Consider the following 19,435-nt stretch of genomic DNA (forward strand, 5'->3'; position numbering starts at 1 on the left):
GCCCTGCAAGCGGCGGGCGGCGATCCGCGCCGACCGCACGCCGGAGGGGAGGGACCCTCGGCGGGTGGCGGGCAGCAGGAGGGGAACAGCGGACGCGCGGTCATCCCCGAGGCGCATCGGACGCGACTCCCGGACGACGCACCGGACTCCTCCGGCCCGGGACGCTGGCAGAACGCCGCCGCACCTCTGCTCCCGGCTCCCGTCCCGCCAAGGAGACCCTCGTGAACCGCGCCCTCGCCCTCGCCGCCGCCTCAGCCCTCGTCGTCGCCTCCGGAGGACTCTTCGCGACGGGAGCCGCCGCGGTCGGCAGTTCCGAGCCGGCCGGCACGGCGCAGGGGACGCTGCTCGCGCAGCGCGCCGACCGCTACGAGGGCCGGTGGGATCTCGACGGCGACGCCCTCACCGAGGCGTTCCTCGAGGACGGGCAGCTGCTCTCCACCGGACGCGAGACCCTCCGTCACGGGCTGGGCGCCGCCGACGTCCTCAGCTTCGGCACCGTCGGCGGCTACGGCGACCCCGAGACCGGCGAGGACTACGCGCAGCTCGTCGGGCAGGCCGGGCCGGAGGTCACGGAAGTCCTCGTGCACAGCACGACTGGGATCACGACACGGGCCGAGCTGGTCGACGGCGTCTGGGCCGCCGTGTGGCGGACCGTCGACGAGGACCAGGACTACGGGGCGGCCGTGCTCACGGTCAGGACCGCGCGGGGCACCACGCGGGTGTCGACCGACGACGTCGACGTCGTCGCCGCCGACCAGCGCGCCGCCGACGCCCGATGACCGTCTCCGGGAAGCCCGTCGGCGACCGGGCCGCTCCGCTCCGCCTCACGCTCGTGCTCGTCGACTTCTGGTCGGCCGTGAAGCTCTCGTTCCTGCTCGGCCTCGCGCTCGCGCTGCTCGGCCTCGCCGCCGTCCTGGTCGCCCATCCGCTGCTCGTGCACTCGGAGCTCTTCACCCAGGCCGACACGCTCCTGGGGCAGGTCGTCGGCGATCGGGTCGACCTCGACGCGATCCTCTCGCTGCCGAACGTGCTGGGCTTCGCGCTCGTCGGAGCCGTGCTGAACACCGTCGTCGCCACCGCCCTCGGCGGGGTGGGGGCGCTGCTCTTCGAATCCGCCGCGACCCTCGCGGGCGGGCTCCCGGTCGGCCTCGCCCGGCGCTGAGGGGCCTGCGCGGGACGGTGCCGCCGCGGGCGGAACGAGCGCGTCCGCCCGGCCGCCGGTGGTCGACCGCGTCCGGTCGTGGACTGCTCGGCGCGGCACGTCGGCCGGGCGTCCGGCTGCACGAGGACCGCGGAGGTGCGGACGTGCGGCGGACCGCGCTCCCGCGTCAGTCGGCGAAGATCGCGCCGACCGGCTCGCGCTTCTCGGCCTGGAAGCGGTCCTCGGCGCGGCCGAGAGCCCAGTAGGCCGAGAGCGAGAGCGCCCGGCGCTCCACGCCCCACTCGTCCTGCAGGAGCGCGCGCAGCTGCTTCATCGCGGTGCGCTCGCCGTGCGCGAAGACCTCGAGCACGCCCGCGGGCCTCGACTCGGCCCGCACGGCCGCGACCAGCGCACGGCCGGCCTCGAGACCGCCGCGGTGCAGCCAGCGCACCTCCACTCCGGCCGGAGCGGGAAGCGAGAGCTCGTCGGCGGCCGAGTCCACCTCGATCAGGACCAGGCCGCGGGCGTGCGCGGGCATCCCCTCGAGGGCCGAGGCGATCGCCGGCAGAGCGGAGTCGTCGCCGAGCAGCAGGTGCACGGCCTCGGGGTCGGCGCTCGGCGACCAGGCGCCGCCGGGCGCGGAGAGGGCGATCCGGTCGCCGGGAGCCGCGGCGAGCGCCCACGGCCCCGCCACTCCCTCGTCGCCGTGCACGACGAAGTCGACGGCGACCGAGCGCTGCTCGAGGTCGACCGAGCGGACGGTGTACGTGCGGCGCACGGGCAGCTGCTCGGGGGCGACGCTCGCCCGGAGCGCATCGAGGTCGAAGGGCGGCCGGAGGTCGGAGCCGCGCGGCGGGAGCAGCAGCTTCACGTAGCGGTCGGTCGCGGCGAGGCGCTCGGGGTCGGATCCGGCGAGGAACTCGTCGAGCCCGTCCCCGCCGAGGTGCACGCGGACGAGGTGGCCGGTGAGGCGCTCGGTCCGGAGCACGGTGAGCACGTGCTGGCTGCGGGCGCGGCGCGGGCGGTCGGGGGACGGGGCGGCGTCGGTCATCCGTCCAGCATGCCCGGTCGGGCTCGGTGCGGGCCGAGTGCGGGGCGATCGCGGGCGGGCGGGCGTCGAGGGGTCGCGAACGGTCCCTTCGGGAGGGCGGAACGAACCGTTCGTGACGCATCGAAGCGGGCCGGGCTGCGCGCCGGACCGAGCGCGAGGCGGCGGCGCGTGCGTGCGCCGATCCGTCGCTGAGGGCCCGTGGAGGAGCGCGTGACGGGCCGTTCCCGACGGATCGGAGCGGTGCGGCCCGAGGCCCTGGCCGGCGGAGCGGAGCGGACAGCAGCGCACGTCGGCGCCGCGGGCGGCGGGGCGGCGGGACGGCGGGACGGCGGGTGGCGCGAGGTGCGCCCGCGCGGGGCGCGGCGGCGGGGGCGCGCCTACTCTCGCGGGATGACTGCGACGGCTCCGCGACTCCGGAACGACCGCCTGGTCGCCCCTGACGTGCTGCGCGGAGTGGCGGTGGCGGCCATGCTCGTCGCGCACGCGATGCCGCTCGTGCCGAGCGCGCGCACGGGGGCCGTCGGGTTGCTGGCGTGGAACGTCAACGATCTCGCGTCGCCCCTGTTCGCGCTGGTCATGGGGATGTCGGCGGCCCTGGTGCTCGCACGGCCCGGAGCGTCGCCGGACCGGGTGCTGCTGCGGAACGCGATCCGCGGCGCCGTGCTCGTGGCGCTCGGCGTCTGGCTCGAGAGCTGGGGCAGCTGGATCGCGATCGTGCTGCAGTACCTCGGCGTCGTGCTGGTGCTCGGCACGCCGCTGCTCCTGCTCCGCTCACGGGTGATCGCCGCGCTGGCCGCCGTCCTCGCGCTCGTCGCCGGGCCCGTGAACGCCGCGGTGGCCGCCACCGCGCCCGGCTCTCCGCTCGCCCTCTGGCTCTTCACCGGGCCGAGCTACCGTGCGACCAACCTGCTCCCCTTCTTCCTCCTCGGGGCCCTGCTGCTGCGGCACGGCGCGCAGCGCGACCGGCTGCTGCCGGTGCTGGCGGCGGTCGCGGTCGTCGCGTACCCGGTGCGGCCGCTGGTCGCGCTCCTGCTCGGCGCGGAGTCGCCCTCCGGCAGCCTCCCGGACACCCTGCACGACCTCGGGCTCGTGCTCCTGGCGTACGTCGCAGTGGTGCTGCTGACCACCTCGCGCTCCACCGCGGTCCAGCGCCTGCTGGTGCCGCTCCGGGCGATCGGCACGCTCGCGCTCTCGGTCTACGTGCTGCAGGTGGCGCTCGTCGCGGCGCTCGCCCGCGCGGGCCTCGGCTACTCCGCCGACACTCCGCTCGCCGCTCTCGGCCTGGTGGTCGGGCTCTGCGCCGCCGCCGTGCTGTGGTGGCGGTTCCTCGGCGCCGGCCCCGTCGAGCGGCTGACGGCACGGCTCACCGGGCTCGTGCCGCGATGAGCCGCCGGTCGGCCCGCGGCGGACCCGGAGGAGCCCGCGACGCCCGGCAGCCCGCGCACGAGCGCAGGCCGCCGGGCGTCCCCTCCCTCAGCGGGCGAGCGCCGACGCCTCCTTCGCGAGGGCGGGGCCGTGCGCCGCGAGCACCAGGTCGCGCACCGCGGTGGCCGGGAGCGACGCGGCTCCGGCCGGCAGCAGGTCCGCGTCCGAGGCCAGCACGAGCGGAGTGTCGGCCGACGAGGACGGCAGCCTCCCGTGCGTGCCGCGCACGAGCGACGCGTCCAGCGGCACCAGGTTCATCGCGTAGCGCAGCCCGAGTGCCTTCTTGGCCAGGTTGCCCGCCGCCTTCGCCTTCACCAGCGGGTCGGCCGGATCGAAGAAGAGCTCGGCCGGGTCGTAGCCGGGCTTGCGGTGGATGTCGACGCCGCGGGCGAAGTCGGGCGCGCGATCGTCGTCGAGCCAGTAGTAGTAGGTGAACCACGCCCCCGGCCGGGCGACCACGACGAACTCGCCCGAGCGCTCGTGGTCGAGGCCGTAGCGGGCCTGCGCCTCCCGGTCGAGCACCTCGTCGACGCCGTCGAGCCCCTCGAGGATCGAGCGCACCCGCGGCAGGTCCGCCGGGTCCTGCACGTAGACGTGAGCGACCTGGTGGTCGGCGACGGCGAACGCGCGCGACGTCCACGGGTCCAGCTGCTCGCGGCCGTCCTGCACGTAGACCTCGAGCAGGCCCTCGCGGCGGAGCGCCCGGTTCACGTCGACGGGGGTGTCCGCGTCGGCGATCCCGTACTCGGCGACCACGATCACCGAGGCGCCCAGCGCCTCCGCGTCGTCGAGCAGCGGAGCGAGCACCACGTCGAGCTCCGACGCGGCCCGGCGCGCCTCGGGAGAGTCCGGTCCGAAGCGCTGGAGGTCGTAGTCGAGGTGCGGCAGGTACGCCGTGGTCAGCTCGGGCGGTCCGGAGCCGTCGCCCGCGAGCACGTGCCGGGTCGCGTCGACCATCCACTGAGTCGAGCGGAGCGACGCGGTCGGCCCCCAGTACTGGAACAGCGGGAACGCGCCGAAGCGCGAGACCAGCTCGTCGTGCAGCGCCGGCGGGCGCACGTACGCGTCCGGCGACTTGCGGCCGTCGGCGTGGTAGATCGGGCGCGGAGTGACGGTGACGTCGGTCGTCGCCCCCATCGCGTACCACCAGCCGATGTTGGCCGCGCGGTACGGCTCCCCGCTCAGCCGGCGCGCGGTCTCCCAGACCTTCTCCCCCGTGACCAGGCGGTTGTGCTGGCGCCACAGGTGCACCTCGCCGAGGTCGCGGAAGTACCAGCCGTTGCCGACGATCCCGTGCTGCGCGGGCATCGAGCCGGTGAGCATGGTCGACTGCACGCTGCAGGTGACCGCGGGCAGGACCGTGTCCAGCGGCAGGCGCCCGCCCCCGCGCGCCAGCCGCGAGAGGCGGGGCATGTCGGCGAGCGCCGTCGCGGTCAGCCCGACCACGTCCAGCAGCAGCACGGGCCTCACAGCGCCGCCGCCTGCGGGAGGAGGGGCGCCAGCAGCGCCTCTCGGGAGGCGGGCGTGAGCAGGTGCGCGGCCGCCCAGGCGAGCTCGGCGCCGATGCCCGTCGAGAGGTCGCTCGGGGCGTCGGCGAGCACCGACCAGGTGTAGGTCTCGACGTCGAGGTGGATCTCGTCGTACGGCCACGCGGCGTCGACCGCCGAGACCGCCTCCGCCAGGACGGCCGTGGTCGCCGAGAGCGGCGCCTGGGGCCGGTGGTGCAGCGGCACGTGGAAGTGCACGCGCCAGGGGCCGGTGCCGGGGAGCGTGTCCAGAGCCTCGGGCAGGTCGTCGACGCGGAGCACTCCGTCGATGCCGTTCTCGCGGGTCTGGTGCAGGTAGCGCTTCTCGACGAACGGGGTGAGCGCGGCGCGGCCCGAGGGGTCCTCCAGGTGGAGCGCGGCCGAGGCCTGCACCTTGACCACGCGCAGGCCCGCGTCGCGGATGCGGCGGACGGCCGAGGCCGGGTCGGCGAAGGACACGGCGAGGTGGCAGGTGTCCAGGCACACGCCTACGTACGCCGGGTCGACCACTCCGATGCGCGGGTGCAGCCAGTCGACGACGTCGTCCACGGTGTCGAGGATGCAGCCGGGCTCGGGCTCGATCGCCAGGCGGATCGCGTGGCCCGTGGAGCGGCGCAGGTCGCGCAGCTCCTCGACGAGCCGGGCGAGGTTGCGGCAGGCCGCCTCGTCCTGCTCCCGCCCCCAGCCCTCGCGCCAGCCGAGCGGCAGCGTCGAGATGCTGCCGTCGGCGCCCGCGGGCAGGAGGTCGGCCAGGATCCGCGCGCAGTCGATCGTGTACTGCAGGCGCTCCGGCGTGGTCCAATCCGGGCGGTAGACGTCGAGCTTCACGACCTCGGCGTGGAACGCGGCGTACGGGAAGGCGTTGAGCGTGCGCACCTCCAGGCCGTTGCGCTGCAGGGCCGCGCGGAGGACGGCGCGGTCCTCGGCGCTGGCGACCAGGCGGGCCGCGAGGTCGCGCGGGATCCACAGGCCGACTCCGACCAGGGCGAGCCCGGCGGCCACGCGCGCGGGTCCGGCGTACACGTCGAGCTGACGGACGACTCCGGCCAGGTCCTCGGCGGGATGGACGTTGGTGCAGTAGGAGAGGTGCATCACACGACCTCCGCCACGCGCGGCGCGCCCCGGAGGACGGAGTTGCCCTCGAAGGTGCGGCCGGCCGACTCCTGCACGTCGAAGCCCGCGACGGGCGAGAGGTCCAGGCGTCCGCTCTGCCCGTAGAACTCGACCGGGTTCTGCCAGAGCAGCCGGTCCACGTCGCCCGCGCTGAAGCCGGCGACGAGGAGGAGGCGGCCGGTCTTCGCGGTGGTGAGCGGATCGGAGCGGCCCCAGTCGGCGGCGGAGTTGACCAGCACGCGGTCCAGCCCGATCCGCTCGACCAGCGTCACCAGGCGGGTCTCGTCCATCTTCGTGTCGGGGTAGATGGAGAAGCCCATCCAGCAGCCGGAGTCGCGGACCGCGTCGACGGTGACCTCGTTGAGGTGGTCGACGAGGACCTGCCCGGGCTCGAGCCCCGAGTCGGCGACGACCTCGAGGGTCCGGCGGGTGCCCGACTCCTTGTCGCGGTGCGGGGTGTGCACCATCGCGGGGAGGCCGTGCTCGCCGGCGAGCTCGAGCTGCTGGCGGAAGACCTGGTCCTCCTCCGGGGTCAGCGAGTCGTAGCCGGTCTCGCCGACCGCGACGACGCCGTCCTTGGCGAGGTAGCGGTCGAGCTCGGGCAGGACGGCCCGGCAGCGCGGGTCGTTCGCCTCCTTCGGGTTGAGCCCGATGGTGCAGTGGTGGCGGATGCCGAACTGCGCGGCGCGGAAGCGCTCCCAGCCGATCAGGGCGTCGAAGTAGTCGGTGAACGAGCCGACGTTCGTGCGCGGCTGACCGAGCCAGAAGGAGGGTTCGACGACCGCGCGGACGCCGGCGTCGAACATCGCCTGGTAGTCGTCGGTGGTGCGGGAGGTCATGTGGATGTGCGGGTCGAAGATGCGCATCGTCGCGCCTTTCTCATCGGTGGTGGTGGCCCCGCGGTCGGGGCGGCGTTCGGGGGCGGTCAGCTCGGCAGGAGCACCGCCAGATCGTCCGGGAGCGGGCGCCCGGCCGCGCGGCGCTCGTCGGCGAAGCGGCCGGCCATCGCGCGCAGCTCGGCGTCGCTGCGCTCCTCCAGCCCGGCGACCGCCGCGAGCGGGATGCCGAGGAAGACGAGCTTGAGCACCCCGTGCCGCCAGGCGTGCGCGTCGAGGTGGCGGCGGGCGAAGGAGCCCATCGCCGCGGCGACGAGCCGGGTGTCGTTGGCGCGCAGGGCGTCGGCGGTCAGCTCGAGGCCGGCGAGGGCCGTGGCCGGTCCCGGGTCGCCGAGGGCGTTCAGCCCGGCCAGGACTCCGCGGCGCTCGGCGCCGTCCCCGCCCCGGTAGAGGCGGAGGAGGAGAGCGGCCAGGTCGTCGTCGCCGAGCGCCTGCGCGGCGGCCTGCACCAGGGCGGCGCGGGCCGCGTCGTCGTGCGTGCCGTGGACGAGGCCGTGCGGATCCTCGGCGGGCCGGAGCGGCTCGCGTCCGGCCTCGCGGCCCGCCGCGGGGAAGAAGCGCTCGATGCGCGACGGGCGCTCGAGGACCGCCGTGCGGGCGGCCGCGGTCCAGGGGTGCTCCGCGTGCGTCGAGGCGCCGCCGAGCGCCTCCTCCATCGCCGCGAGGCTCGCCACGGCCAGGCGGGGCGCGTCGTGCGAGTGCCGGGGCAGCTCGACGGCGGCGATCCCGCGGTAGCCGATCTCGGCGAGGGTCGCGAAGGCGGCCGCGAGGTCGACCGATCCGGTGCCGAGCTCGAGGTGCTCGTGCCGCTCCGGGAGCATGTCGTCGACCTGCACGTTCAGCAGCAGGTCCCCGGCGCTGCGGAGGGCGCCGACCACGCCGTCCGGCTCCACCACGACGCAGTGGCCGAGGTCGACCGTCAGCCCGACCGACTCCGGGTCGCCGAGCTCGCGGCGCAGCAGCAGCGCGTCGGCGACGGTCTCCACCAGCATCCCCGGCTCGGGCTCGACGGCCAGCCGCACGCCGTGGCGCTCGGCCGTCGCGACGACGCCGCGCATCCGCTCGACGAGCAGCCGCCAGGCCGAGGCCGCATCGGCGCCCGCCGGCACGACCCCCGACCAGAGGGAGACGGCGTCGGCGCCCAGCAGCGCGGCGATCTCGATCGCGCGCTCGAGGAAGCGGACCCGGGGGCCGGCCTCCTCGTCGACCAGCGTGGGGCGGTGCTTCGCGAACGGGTCGAGCAGGTAGCGCGCCCCCGTCTCGACCACCACGCGCAGGCCCAGCTCGTCGAGCCGCGACCGCAGCGCCAGCGTCCGCTCGCGCCAGTCGGCCGCGAAGGGATCGAGGTGCGGGTGCCCGAGGGTGAGCGCGACCGCGCGGTAGCCCGCGGCGTGGATCACCGTGAGCGCGTCGTCGAGGGTGTGGTCGGCGAAGCCGTTGGTGCCGTAGCCGAGGACGGGTCCGGCGGCGCTCATGTGATGTCCGCCGTCCGCGGGCGGCGGAGCAGGAGGGAGCCGAGCGCGTCCAGCGCGAGCAGCGCCGCCCCCAGCTCGGGACGCTTCAGACCGGCGAGCGCGGCCTGCAGCGGGATCATCCCCGTGATGCCCGCGCGGGTGGCCGTCCGCGCGGCGGCGGCCGTCGGCGTCCGCACGGCCTGCAGCTGCGCGGTGAGCACGAGCAGGAGCCAGCGCCCGAGGCCCGCGGCGACGACCAGGGCGGGGGCGGCCCGGCGCTCGGCCAGGGCGCCCGCCGCGGTGGACAGCGCGATCCCCGTGGTGCCGGCCGAGACCGCTCCCGCCGCGACCGGAGTGGTGCCGTGCACCTCGCCGCGGGAGAGCACGGTGACGCCGAGCGTGTGCGCGGCCACGGCGGCGGAGGCGGGGGCCGCCGCGCGCACGCCGTCGACGCCCGCGCCGAGCAGCACGTCGAGACCGCGGCAGGCCGCCATCACGACCGGGCCCAGCGGAGTCGGCTTCGCGAGCAGGTCGTAGGACCAGATCCCGGCGGCGAGCGGCAGCGAGAGCGCGAGCGAGCGCCGCCCGTCCACCACGGCCGCGACGGCGATCCCCGCCGCGGTCAGCGCGGCCGCCGTGCCCAGCGCCGCCGAGCGCCGGATGCGCCCCGAGGGGATCGGCCGCTCGGGCCGCTCCCGGGCGTCCAGCTCGGCGTCCGCGTAGTCGTTCAGCGCCATGCCCGCCGAGTAGAGCAGCGCCGAAGACAGCGGGAGCGCGACCGTGCGCGCCCCCGCTCCGCGGCCCGCCCACGCTCCGCCCGCGACGGTGTCGCCGATCACGGTCAGCGCGGCCTTCGCGCGGACGAGCTCGAGGTAGTCGCGCAGCTCAGCCATCGCTCCGCGTCCCGCTCGTCACCGGGGTGCGGCGCTCGGCGACGAGCGCGCCGGTGCGGGCGGACCAGGCCACCAGCTCCGCGGTCTGCTCGGCGAAGCCGTGCACGTCGCTGCCCCACGGGTCCTTGAAGAAGAAGCCGAGCTCGCCGACCGGGCCCGAGACGCCGGCCTCGTCCGCGAGCGCCAGCAGGCGGGCGAGGTCGAGGATCAGCGGCGCCGCGAGGGCCGAGTCGTACGCCGACCAGATCGTCTGCACCGTGATCCGCGAGCCGAGGAAGCCCTCGGCGTGCACGTGGTCCCAGGCGGTCTTGACGTCGCCGAGGTCCGGGACGTTGTCGATGTGCAGCGGAGTGACGACGTCGTCGCCGAGGAGGCTGCGGAGTCCGCGGTTCTTCGAGACGAGCTTCGAGCGCACCGCCTCCGGGTCGGCGAGGGTCTGCCCGTCGCCGCCGCCGAGGAGGTTCGCACCCGCCCACGAGAGCACGCGCATCCCGCGCGCCGTGAACATCGGCGCGAGCACGCTGCGGAGCAGGGTCTCCCCGGTCTTGCCGTCCTGGCCGGCGATCGGGATCCCGGCCTCAGCCGCCCACTCCTCCAGAGCCGGCAGGGCCAGCGCGGTCGAGGGAGTGAAGCAGGCGTAGGCCGCGCCCGCGACGACGGCCGAGAGGGCGGCGATCGAGCTCGGCGGCAGGAGGCGCTCGCCGGGACGCGCCAGGGCGGCGCGCAGAGCGGCGAGGTCGTGGAACTCGGGGCGGTCGGCCGGCAGCACCTCGGTCGAGGCGACGTCGATCACGACGACCCGGGCGAGGCCGTGGCGCTCGCGGAAGGCGACGATGTCGGCGGCCCGGCGGTCGATCTCCTCCTGCTGCGACGCGGCGTCGGCGGGGGCGAGGCGGATGTCGTCGTCGGTCGCGTCGATCCGGTCGGCCACCTCGGCGACGACCGAGGTCGGGAACATGCCGCCGGCCGCGAGGCCCGTGGCCTTCTCGAGCAGCGGGGTCGGCGAGACGTCGTGGCCGCCGATGACGATGTCCGCGAAGCCGGCGAGCGGGACGTCCTCGAAGGCGGGGGTCGCGGTGGCGCAGCCCGAGCTGGGGGCGGCTCCGGCGGCGATGGCGTGCAGGCCCACGGCGGCCGTGGTGGCGACGCTGCCCCGGGCCCCGATCAGCCAGAGGCCGATGCGCCCGCTCGATCGGGGGGCGCCTGTGGTGGTGGTGTCGGACGAGGTCATCGTTCTCTCCTGTCTGGAAGGGCTGGCTGAGCGGCGATCGTCGGGGCGCACCCGGGCGATCGGAGTAGGGAGGGGCCTCGGACGGGAGCGCGACGCGCCTCCGCCTGGCCGTGTTGCGCACGACCCGCACGGGGGGCCCGCCGAGATTGCGCGACCGTGCGACGCCTGGTTTCCTCAGGTGTGCTGTCCCCCGAACCCGTCTTCCGGGCCGAGAGAAGGAGCTGAGCGTGGCCGAGCGCGCGGGTACCGCGACCGGCGACATGCTGAGGCTGTTCGCCGACGGTCGACCGCGCACCCGCGCCGAGCTGGTCGAGGAGACGGGCCTCGCGCGGACCGCGGTGATGACGCGCCTGGAGCAGTTCTTCGAGCTGGGCCTGATCGCGCACCTCGACCGCGCTCCGTCGACCGGCGGCCGCCCGTCCGCGCGCCTCGTCTTCGACCCGGCCGTCCGCTCGCTCCTGGCCATCGACCTGGGCGCGGCGCACTCGACCATCGCGCTGACCGACTTCGACGGCCGCATCATCGCCGAGCGCCGCGAGGAGCTCGACATCGCGCAGGGCCCCGTGGCGGTGCTCGGCCACGCGCTCGACGTCTGCGACGGGATCCTCGCCGCGGCCGGGGTCGACCGCTCCGCCCTCGCGGGCATCGGGGTCGGCGTGCCCGGCCCGGTGGAGCACGCGAGCGGCCGCCCGGTGCGCCCGCCGATCATGCCCGGCTGGGACGGCTTCGACATCCCCGCCTTCGTGCGCCGGCGCTACGACACCACGGTGCTCGTCGACAACGACGTGAACCTGCTGGCGCTCGGCGAGCGGGCCTCGCGCTTCCCGCACGCCCTCGACCTGATGTTCGTGAAGGTCGGCACCGGCATCGGCGCGGGCATCGTCTCGTCCGGGCTGCTCCAGCGCGGAGCCCTCGGCTCCGCCGGCGATCTCGGCCACGTCCAGGTGCCGCGCACGGCCCCGGCCGCGGCGGGCGGTCAGGAGGGGGACCTCGAGGCGGTCGCGGGCGGGTCCGCTCTGGCCGCCGGGCTCACCCGGGCGGGACGCGACGTGCAGTCGGTGCGCGAGCTGATCGACCTGCTGAAGGCGCGCGACCCCGAGGCCGTCGAGGCGGCGCGGATCGCGGGCCTCCAGCTCGGCGAGGTGCTGGCCACCTGCGTGAGCCTGCTGAACCCGTCCGTCATCGTGCTGGGCGGCGCGGTCGCCCTCGCCAGCCCGGAGATCCTGACGGCCGTGCGCTCGGTGATCGACGAGCGCTCCCTTCCCCTCGCGACGCAGCGGCTCGACGTGGTGACCGCCGAGCTGGGCGGCAGCGGGGGCGTGCGCGGTGCGGCGCTGATGCTGCGCGGGCACCTGCTCAGCCCCGCCGTGGTGGACGGCTTCCTCGAGCAGCTGCGCGCCGAGGGGCGAGCGGTCCGCTAGAGCGGCGGCCGCGCGCCCGGAGGCGGCGGGCCGCGCCGGCGCGATCCCCCGTGGACCGCGTCGGCCGCACCCGGTCAGGAGCGGACCTCCGCGCGGTCGGCGTCCTCCGGCTGGGCGCCGAGAGCGGCGGCGACGGCGGCGTCGATGCGCGCCTGCTCCCCCGCGGCCCGGCGGCGGCGGCGGACGACGGTCAGCACGATGAGCCCGATGAGCAGGGCGAGGAGGAGCACGGCGCTCCACGGCACGGCCGCGGCCGAGGTCTCGGCTGTGGCGACCGGCACGTCGGGGACGACGACGGCGGAGTCGGCCTGGGCGGCCTGGTCGGCGGTGACGACGGTGCCCGAGAGCGCGGCGCGGGCGGTCGCGACGAAGAGCGGCCAGACGCCGGCGACGGTCACGGTGCGCGAGACGGAGGTGCCGGGCAGGAGCTCCGGCAGCGGCTCCGGGTCGGTCGCGGACACCGGCGCGAGGCCGAAGAGGCCGGCGACGCTGATCTCGGCGCCCGGCGCGATGCGCGTGTTGCCCGCGTTGGTCACGGTGTAGTCGACGGTCGCGGAGCCGGGAGCGAAGGGGTTCCAGCCGCCGTCGTACGAGACGGCGAGGCCGTCGATCGACAGGCGCGGGGCGAGCTCGCCGCCGACGCGGAGGTACATGCGCGAGCCCAGGCGCCGGTCGACCGAGACCCCGGTCTCGCCCTGCACCAGGATCGAGGAGACGACGCCCGCGGCGTAGTCGCCCGGGGTCACGTCATCGGGGACGACGACCTCGAACGGGACCTGCACGCTCTCGCCGGCGGGCACGGTGATCTCGGGCTCGGGGAACGCGATCCAACTGCCGAGCTGCGTCGAGGGCTCCGCGGCGGGGAGCAGGTCGAGCTGGCCGGCCTCGGTGATGAAGCCGTCGGAGCCGTAGACGCGGAAGGTCTGCTCCTCGTCGTCGTAGTTGGAGACGATCAGGGCGTCGCTGAGGCGTCCGCCGGGATCGAGGGCGTACGCGTAGTTCGGCCGATCGCTGCCCTGCTCGGTGTCGGCGGGGCGCACCCCCCAGGTGACCGGCGTGGAGGCGGGGTCCGCCTCCTGGGCACCCGCCTGAGCCGAGAGGCCGCCGGCTGCGAGGAGCGTCATCAGCAGCAGGGCGGCGGTGGTGCGGGAGGTGCGTGGCATGAGCGACATCGATCAGGCTTCCGTTGCAAGGGGGGATGCCTCCCCGCGAGATGCCACTCCGGTACGCGACACGCCGAGCGGGGCGTACCGGAGTGGCATCTCGCGGGGAGACGGGGGAAGGGTGGGGCGGCCCGGAGGCCGCCCCACCGGTGCTAGCCGAGCGCGGTGAGCGTCAGCGTCGCGGTGTAGGTGCCGGTTCCGACCGAGAGCGGGAGCTTCAGGTCGAGGTCGGCGCCCAGGACCGAGGATCCGGTCGGGTGCTGCGCCGCGGCGGAGCCGAGGACGCGGGGGGTGGCGAGGCCGTTGCCCGAGTCGAAGCCGGAGGGGACGGGCGCGCCGGCGACGGCACCGCCCGAGTTCTCCAGGACCTCGGGGGTCCAGCCGAGGTGCTTGCCCGAGAACGTCTTCTCGCCGGAGCGGAAGTCGCTCAGCTGGCCGGTGACCGACCAGGCCGGGCCGTTGAGGCGGGTGTCGGTCACGCGGACCGGCACGAGCTCTCCGGAGGCCTCGAAGTGGTCGCCGACCTCTTCGGCGACACCGAGGTTCACCAGGTTGCTGGTGCCCTCGAGCGTCCAGGTCAGCTCGCCCTTGCCGGGCTCGGGGACGATGACGGCCACGGCCTGGTCGCCGGCCGCCGCAGCGCCCGCCGCCGTGCCCGTGAAGGTGCCGTCGACTCCGGCGGCGGTGTTGCCCGCGCCGAAGTTGACCGCCGGTGCGTTGTCGGTGAGCGCGATGCGTCCGCCGACCGTCGAGCCCGCGAGCTGGACGTTGCCGGAGTTGCCCGAGAGCGTGATGTTCCCGCCGACCGTGTTGCCGAGAGCGGCGGCCGAGCCGTCCTCGTTGGCGCCCAGGAGGACGCCGCGCGAGGAGCCGGTGACGGCGAGCGAGCCGCCGACGATCGCGCCCTGCACGTTCACGCCGAAGTCGCTGTCGGCGAAGGTGGCGTCGCCGCCGACGCTGGTGCGGTCGACGTCGACGTAGTTCGCCGCGTCCGTGCTGACCGAGCCCTCGACCGAGAGGTCGCTGAACTCGACGTCGATGCCGCCGGCCTCGACCATGCCGCCGACCGTGAGGTCGCGGAGGTAGAGGAAGCCGGCCCGGCTGCCCTCGGAGAACGACACGACGTCTCCGCCGACGCTGGTGCCGTCGATCGAGATGCCGTAGGCGTCGGTGCCGATGACGTCGCCCTGGATGGTCGCCGAGGTGGCGTCCAGCCAGGCGTCGTCGCCGACGATGACGTTGCCGGTGACGGTCACGTTGCCGAGCACGCAGGTCTGACCAGCGGCGACGTTGAGGTCTCCGGTGATGGTCTGGTTGCCGAGCTCGGTGGTGCAGTCGGTCGTCGCTGCGAAGGCGGCCGGCGCGGCGACCATCGCGAGGGAGGCGGCCGCGAGGACCGCCGTGGGCGTCTTCCACTTCATGGGGGTTCTCCTCGGTGCGCTCGTGCGCGTCGTGCTGGTGATGGTGCTGTCGGTGCGGCGCGCGCGGCGCGGGCTGCGCTCAGCCACGGAGCGCAGCGATCGCGGAGTAGCTGCGGTTGGCGGCCTCGAGGGAGTTGCCCGTGCTCGGCGGGGTCGCCAGCGTGGGAGCGGTGTCCTGCTCGTACACGCCGTAGCGCTGGCCGCGGTCGCGGAGCTCCGAGAGGAACGCCTGGTAGGGCAGGTTGCCGGCGCCGAACTCGACGATGTCGTAGCCGTTGGTGTTGGCGTTGTTCGTCTTGCCGTCCTTGAGGTGCAGGATCGGGTAGCGGCGCGGGTTGCGCTTGATGTAGTCGAGCGGCTCGAAGCCCGGGTAGAGCTTCTTGCCGACGTACGCCCAGTAGACGTCCATCTCGAGGTACACGTGGCGCGGGTCGGTGTTGTCGTAGAACAGGTCGTACAGGCGGGTCTTGGGGTCGTCCGAGGCGAACGCGAACTCGCCCGCGTGGTTGTGCTGGTAGAGCTTCATGCCCGCGGCCGAGACCTGCTGGCCCCACTTGTTCCACTCCTCCGCCGCGGCGAGGTAGCCCGCCTTGGTGTTGACGTTGGTGGGGGCGTTCCCGGTGCCGAGGTGGGGGGTGCCGAGGACCTGGGCGATCTCGATCTGCTTGCCCAGCTCCGAGCGGAGCAGGTTGGTGCCGACGTGCGAGCCGACGGCGCGCAGGCCGTTGTCGTCGAGCAGCTGGCGGATCTGCTGCGGGGTGATCGCTCCGACGTTGCCCTGGGTGTACCCGGCGAACTCGATCTCGCTGTAGCCGATGCGGCCCAGCTCCTCGAAGACGGCGCGGAAGCCGAGCGACGAGACCTTGTCGCGGACCGTGTACAGCTGGATGCCGATGCGGTTCAGCGGGACCAGGCGCGTGGATCCGGACGAGGGCGCGGGGGCGGCCACAGCGGGGGCCGCGAGGGCTCCCGCTCCGACGCCGACCGCGACCGTCGATGCGGCCAGGGCCGTCATCAGGGAGCGGCGGCTCATCGGCTTGGCCGTGATGGATGCGTGGTGGTGGTGCATCATTTCTCCTTCGAAATGGCAGGTGGTGCAGGGGGTGGGGGGCCGGCCGGCCCGGTCGGACCGGCCGGCCCCTGCGCAAGGGCTACTGCTGGACGGTGAGGTTCAGCAGCGCCGAAGCGGCATTGGTGTCCGCCGTGGCGGTGTGGGTGACGGTCAGCTTGTAGCTGCCCGCCGCGAGCTTCGGGAGCGTCACCACGACGTGCCCGTTCTCGTCGAGGGTCCCGGTGAGCATCGCGACGGTGGAGAGGTTCCTCTTCACCATCACGCTCACCTGACCGGTGCCGGCGACACCCGTCGAGGACTTCGCGTCGACCGTGACCTGCGCGCTGGCGCCCGGCTTGACCGGGTTGGGCGAAACGGTCGCGGTGAGCTCCGAGGCGGCCTTCGAGACGATCAGGCGGGCGGTGCCCTCCGAGGCCTTGAAGGTGGCGTCCGAGCCGTACGCCGCACGGAAGGTGTGGGTGCCGGCGCCGAGGGTCTTCGGCAGGGCGAAGGTCGCCTTGCCGTCCTTCAGCGTCGCGCGGCCCAGCTCGGTGGTGCCCTCGTAGAGGACGACCTCTCCGCCGGGGTTCCCACCCTGACCGGTGACCGTGACGGTCGCCTCGCCCGGCGCCCCGAAGGTCACGCGGGGAGCCGAGAGCGCCACGGTGGTGGTCGACGCGGCGGTCGGGGCGTTCGCCGCGGCCAGGTCGATCGTGAACTTCACGGTGCCGACCGCCGAGACGTTGCCGCCGGTGTCGGTGGCGCGGTACTGGATCGTCCGGGCGCCGTTCGTGGTGAACGGGACCGAGTACGCGCCGTTGACGGCGCGGACGGTGGTCCACGTGGCTCCGTTGTCGGCGGAGTACTGCACGGTCGACAGTGCTCCGTTGTCCGTGGCGGTGAGGCCGAGGGTCACGGGCTTGTTGTAGACGCCGCCGACGCCCGCGGGCGCTGCCGGGTCGAGAGTCGCCGCGACGGTCGGAGCCGTCTTGTCACCGGCACCCGCACCCTGGAAGGTGAGGGAGTCGAGCGACAGGCCGTTGGGCGAGGTCACGTAGAGCGAGCCGGTGCCGCGGGGGACGTTGGTGCCGAAGGGGACGAGGACGTCCTTCCAGCCGGCTCCCGCGGGGATGGTCGCCGTTCCGAAGGGCGCTGCGTCGGCAGCGTTCCAGCGGAGGTCGACGGTGCCCTCACCGGTGGCGCGGACCACGACGCCGGTCAGGTTGGCGAAGTTCACCGGGTCCCAGCGCAGGAAGGATCCCGCACCGAGTCCGCTGACGGCGTTGCCGCCGCTGGCGGTGGTGTCCGCGTAGGGCAGGACGCCCTCACGGGCGGCGTGCTCCGCCTCCTGCGTCTTCGGGTTCAGCCGCAGCGTCGCCTCGGCCGCAGCCGGGGGCAGGCCGTTGAAGCCGCCGTCCGTGTAGGTCACGACGACGGTGCCGTACAGCAGCGCGCCGGGGCCGTGCTCGGGCGAGTCCTTGGACGTCGGGAACGCTCCCTTGGCACCGGTGCCGGTGACCTCGGGGTGGGCGTGCTCGTCGTGGCCGAGGCCGTAGGTCCAGCCCACGCGGCTGCTGACGATCTGGTCGCCGTCCTCAGCGTCCTTGCCGGTCACCTGGTAGGGGATCGCGTCGCCCCAGCTGAAGAACGAGCCGTTGCCGGGCGTCTGGATCTGGATCTGCGGCGCCTGGTTGCCGACCGAGATGACCCGCGAGGTCAGGCTGAACTTGCCCTTCGCGTCGGTGACGCGCAGACGAGCCGTGAACTGTCCGAGCTCGGTGTAGGTCTTCTTGACGGTGACTCCGGTGGCGTCGAAGGTGCCGTTGCCGTCGAAGTCCCAGTCGTAGGTCAGCGCGTCGCCCTCGGGATCGGTCGATCCCTTGGCGTCGAACGTGACCTCGAGCGGGGTCTGCGAGGCGGACAGGGGGGTCGCGGTGAAGCGGGCCTGCGGCGCCTTGTTGCCCTCGGCGTAGTCGATCCGGTACAGGCCCGCGTCGGGGTTCGCGCGGAAGAATCCGTCGCCGTACTCGATCACGTACATCGACCCGTCGGGACCGAACTCCATGTCCATCGGGTTGTCGTGGATCGGCTGTGCGGCCTGGCTGAGCGCCGCGTTGGGGAGGAAGTCCTCGATGTGCGTGACCGCGCGCTGCTCATCGAGCGTGAACGCTGCGATGTAGTCCTGCGAGAACTCGCCGAAGAAGGTCTTCTTGTCCCAGTACTCCGGGAACTTCGACGTGGAGGTGTTCTCCGCGTCGTAGTGGTAGACCGGTCCGCCCATGGGGCCCTGGCCGGTGCTGGTGCCGAAGTTGACGAGCTCGTCGAACGGCTGGTCGCCCGGGTTGTCACCGTAGTAGAGCGTCGCCGGCTTGGCGTCCGGGATGTCGACGAGGCCGGTGTTCCAGCGCGAGTTGTTCTTCAGGTTCTCCGGGTCGAAGAAGCCGCGAGGCGTCGACGTCTCGAAGTTCCACTCGTTGTAGGCCGCGTTGGGGCCGTGGACGTAGGGCCAGCCGGAGTTGTGCGGCTGGTCGAGTCCGGTCGCGTTCCACTCGACGAGGCCCATCGGGCCGCGGACGCCGTCGGCCGCAGCGGCCTTCGTGGCGTCGGGGCCGTAGTCGCCCCAGGAGAGGGTGTTCGTCTCGGCGTCCACGTCGATCTTGAACGGGTTCCGGACTCCCATCACGAAGATCTCGGGGCGGGTCTTCTCGGTTCCCACCGGGAAGAGGTTGCCGTCGGGGATCGTGTAGGTGCCGTCCGGCTGCACGGTGATCCGGAGGATCTTGCCGCGGAGGTCGTTCGTGTTACCGGCGCCGCGACGCGAGTCGAAGCCCGGGTTCATGCGGGGCGCGTCGTTGTTCGGCGCGAAGCCCGCGGCACCCGGAGCGCTCGCCGGCGTGTTGTCACCGGTGGAGAGGTACAGGTTGCCGTCGGCGTCCCAGTCGAAGTCGGCGCCCACGTGGCAGCACTGCCCGCGCTGGGTCTCGATGTCGATGATCTTCTGCTCGCTCGCCAGATCGAGGCCCGAGCCGGTCCACTTGAAGCGGGAGAGGCGGTTGATGCCCTTCCACTGGTCCCAGTAGCTGTCGGTCGCGCCCTCGGGCAGCATGTTCGGAGCCGCGCCGGTGGGGGTGTTCCCAGGGGGCGCGTAGACGAGGTAGACCCACCTGTTCTCGGCGAAGTCGGGGTCGATGCCGACGGACTGCAGCCCGTCCTCCGAGTTCTGGTACACGGGGATCGTGTTCACGACACGGGTGGTGCCGGTCTTGGGGTCGGTGTGGCGGATCTCGCCGTTCCGAGCGGTGTGGAGCACCGACTTGTCCGGGAGGACGGCCAGGTCGAGGGGCTCGCCGACGTTCTTCGTCAGCAGGACCTTCTCGTAGTTGGTCCAGTCGAGTGCGGCGGCGCCGCCCTCGGAACCGTGGTCCACTCCATCGTGGGCCGAGGCGGGCAGGCCGAGGGCGGTGAGTCCGGAGACCGTCACCATCCCGGCGATGCCGAGTGCGAGAAGACGCCTGATGCTTCTTCTCGAGGATCGCTTACCATTCATGCGTGATGTGATTCCTTCAATGAGGTGTTCATCGCAGAGGCCGGGTCCGTCGCTGTCCGCACGACTGAGCGGATCCGGTCTCCTCCTGTCCGGCCCTGGGGC

15 protein-coding genes are annotated in these 19,435 nt (G+C 74.1%); 4 read left to right on the forward strand and 11 right to left on the reverse strand.

What is annotated here, in order from left to right; translation table 11 throughout:
* The first annotated feature begins 221 nt into the window (after positions 1 to 221).
* Together GSU45_RS14525 and GSU45_RS14530 are read left to right on the forward strand one after the other, a co-directional pair.
* On the forward strand, positions 222 to 779 hold the full coding sequence (locus tag GSU45_RS14525; RefSeq protein ID WP_159915967.1) for a hypothetical protein: 558 nt from the start codon (positions 222 to 224) through the stop codon (positions 777 to 779).
* Positions 776 to 1,162, forward strand: coding sequence for a DUF3566 domain-containing protein (locus tag GSU45_RS14530; RefSeq protein ID WP_159915969.1), 387 nt, complete (start codon positions 776 to 778; stop codon positions 1,160 to 1,162). Before GSU45_RS14525 ends, GSU45_RS14530 begins: the two co-directional genes overlap by 4 nt.
* Before the next feature lie 166 nt (positions 1,163 to 1,328).
* Here the strand turns inward: GSU45_RS14530 and GSU45_RS14535 are convergent, their stop codons facing one another.
* Positions 1,329 to 2,192 carry a siderophore-interacting protein gene (locus GSU45_RS14535; RefSeq protein WP_159915971.1) on the reverse strand — a complete coding sequence of 288 codons (864 nt, stop codon included), beginning with the start codon at positions 2,190 to 2,192 and terminating at the stop codon, positions 1,329 to 1,331.
* 390 nt (positions 2,193 to 2,582) lie between these two features.
* Here GSU45_RS14535 and GSU45_RS14540 point away from each other — a divergent pair, with 390 nt between their 5' ends.
* Positions 2,583 to 3,578 carry a DUF418 domain-containing protein gene (locus GSU45_RS14540; protein ID WP_159915973.1) on the forward strand — a complete coding sequence of 332 codons (996 nt, stop codon included), beginning with the start codon at positions 2,583 to 2,585 and terminating at the stop codon, positions 3,576 to 3,578.
* Positions 3,579 to 3,665: 87 nt separating this feature from the next.
* On the opposite strand, the gene GSU45_RS14545 is transcribed toward GSU45_RS14540, so the two are convergent.
* From GSU45_RS14545 to GSU45_RS14570, 6 genes are read right to left on the reverse strand one after another with little or no spacing between them, the layout of a single operon-like run.
* Complete coding sequence (locus GSU45_RS14545; RefSeq protein ID WP_159915975.1) at positions 3,666 to 5,087, reverse strand: nucleotide pyrophosphatase/phosphodiesterase family protein; 1,422 nt, start codon at positions 5,085 to 5,087, stop codon at positions 3,666 to 3,668.
* Positions 5,084 to 6,235 carry a metabolite traffic protein EboE gene (gene eboE, locus GSU45_RS14550; RefSeq protein WP_159915977.1) on the reverse strand — a complete coding sequence of 384 codons (1,152 nt, stop codon included), beginning with the start codon at positions 6,233 to 6,235 and terminating at the stop codon, positions 5,084 to 5,086. The genes GSU45_RS14545 and eboE overlap by 4 nt, the downstream gene beginning before the upstream one ends.
* A complete protein-coding gene (locus tag GSU45_RS14555; protein WP_104304184.1) occupies positions 6,235 to 7,122 on the reverse strand; it encodes a TatD family hydrolase in 888 nt (295 codons plus the stop codon). The genes eboE and GSU45_RS14555 overlap by 1 nt, the downstream gene beginning before the upstream one ends.
* Before the next feature lie 59 nt (positions 7,123 to 7,181).
* The gene (locus tag GSU45_RS17315) at positions 7,182 to 8,627 is read right to left on the reverse strand and encodes an EboA domain-containing protein (RefSeq protein ID WP_159915979.1); all 1,446 of its coding nucleotides are present in this window, start codon (positions 8,625 to 8,627) and stop codon (positions 7,182 to 7,184) included.
* The gene (locus GSU45_RS14565; protein ID WP_208543443.1) at positions 8,624 to 9,499 is read right to left on the reverse strand and encodes an SCO3242 family prenyltransferase; all 876 of its coding nucleotides are present in this window, start codon (positions 9,497 to 9,499) and stop codon (positions 8,624 to 8,626) included. The genes GSU45_RS17315 and GSU45_RS14565 overlap by 4 nt, the downstream gene beginning before the upstream one ends.
* Positions 9,492 to 10,730, reverse strand: a complete 1,239-nt coding sequence (locus tag GSU45_RS14570) for an inositol-3-phosphate synthase (protein ID WP_159915981.1) — start codon at positions 10,728 to 10,730, stop codon at positions 9,492 to 9,494. The genes GSU45_RS14565 and GSU45_RS14570 overlap by 8 nt, the downstream gene beginning before the upstream one ends.
* 227 nt (positions 10,731 to 10,957) lie before the next feature.
* On the opposite strand from GSU45_RS14570, the gene GSU45_RS14575 reads away from it, so the two are divergent.
* The gene (locus tag GSU45_RS14575) at positions 10,958 to 12,151 is read left to right on the forward strand and encodes an ROK family protein (protein WP_244248131.1); all 1,194 of its coding nucleotides are present in this window, start codon (positions 10,958 to 10,960) and stop codon (positions 12,149 to 12,151) included.
* A 74-nt stretch (positions 12,152 to 12,225) separates the two neighbouring features.
* Here the strand turns inward: GSU45_RS14575 and GSU45_RS14580 are convergent, their stop codons facing one another.
* The 4 genes from GSU45_RS14580 to GSU45_RS14595 form a co-directional block, all read right to left on the reverse strand.
* Positions 12,226 to 13,314 carry a hypothetical protein gene (locus tag GSU45_RS14580; protein ID WP_159915983.1) on the reverse strand — a complete coding sequence of 363 codons (1,089 nt, stop codon included), beginning with the start codon at positions 13,312 to 13,314 and terminating at the stop codon, positions 12,226 to 12,228.
* Between the two features lie 152 nt (positions 13,315 to 13,466).
* Positions 13,467 to 14,735, reverse strand: a complete 1,269-nt coding sequence (locus tag GSU45_RS14585) for a hypothetical protein (RefSeq protein WP_159915985.1) — start codon at positions 14,733 to 14,735, stop codon at positions 13,467 to 13,469.
* A 79-nt stretch (positions 14,736 to 14,814) separates the two neighbouring features.
* Positions 14,815 to 15,804 (reverse strand): sugar phosphate isomerase/epimerase, encoded by a 990-nt coding sequence (locus tag GSU45_RS14590; protein ID WP_244248132.1) that lies wholly within the window; start codon positions 15,802 to 15,804, stop codon positions 14,815 to 14,817.
* Between the two features lie 82 nt (positions 15,805 to 15,886).
* The gene (locus GSU45_RS14595) at positions 15,887 to 19,333 is read right to left on the reverse strand and encodes a PQQ-dependent sugar dehydrogenase (RefSeq protein WP_159915987.1); all 3,447 of its coding nucleotides are present in this window, start codon (positions 19,331 to 19,333) and stop codon (positions 15,887 to 15,889) included.
* Positions 19,334 to 19,435: the final 102 nt, after the last annotated feature.

This window comes from Rathayibacter sp. VKM Ac-2801, assembly GCF_009834245.1.
Taxonomy (GTDB): Bacteria; Actinomycetota; Actinomycetes; order Actinomycetales; family Microbacteriaceae; genus Rathayibacter.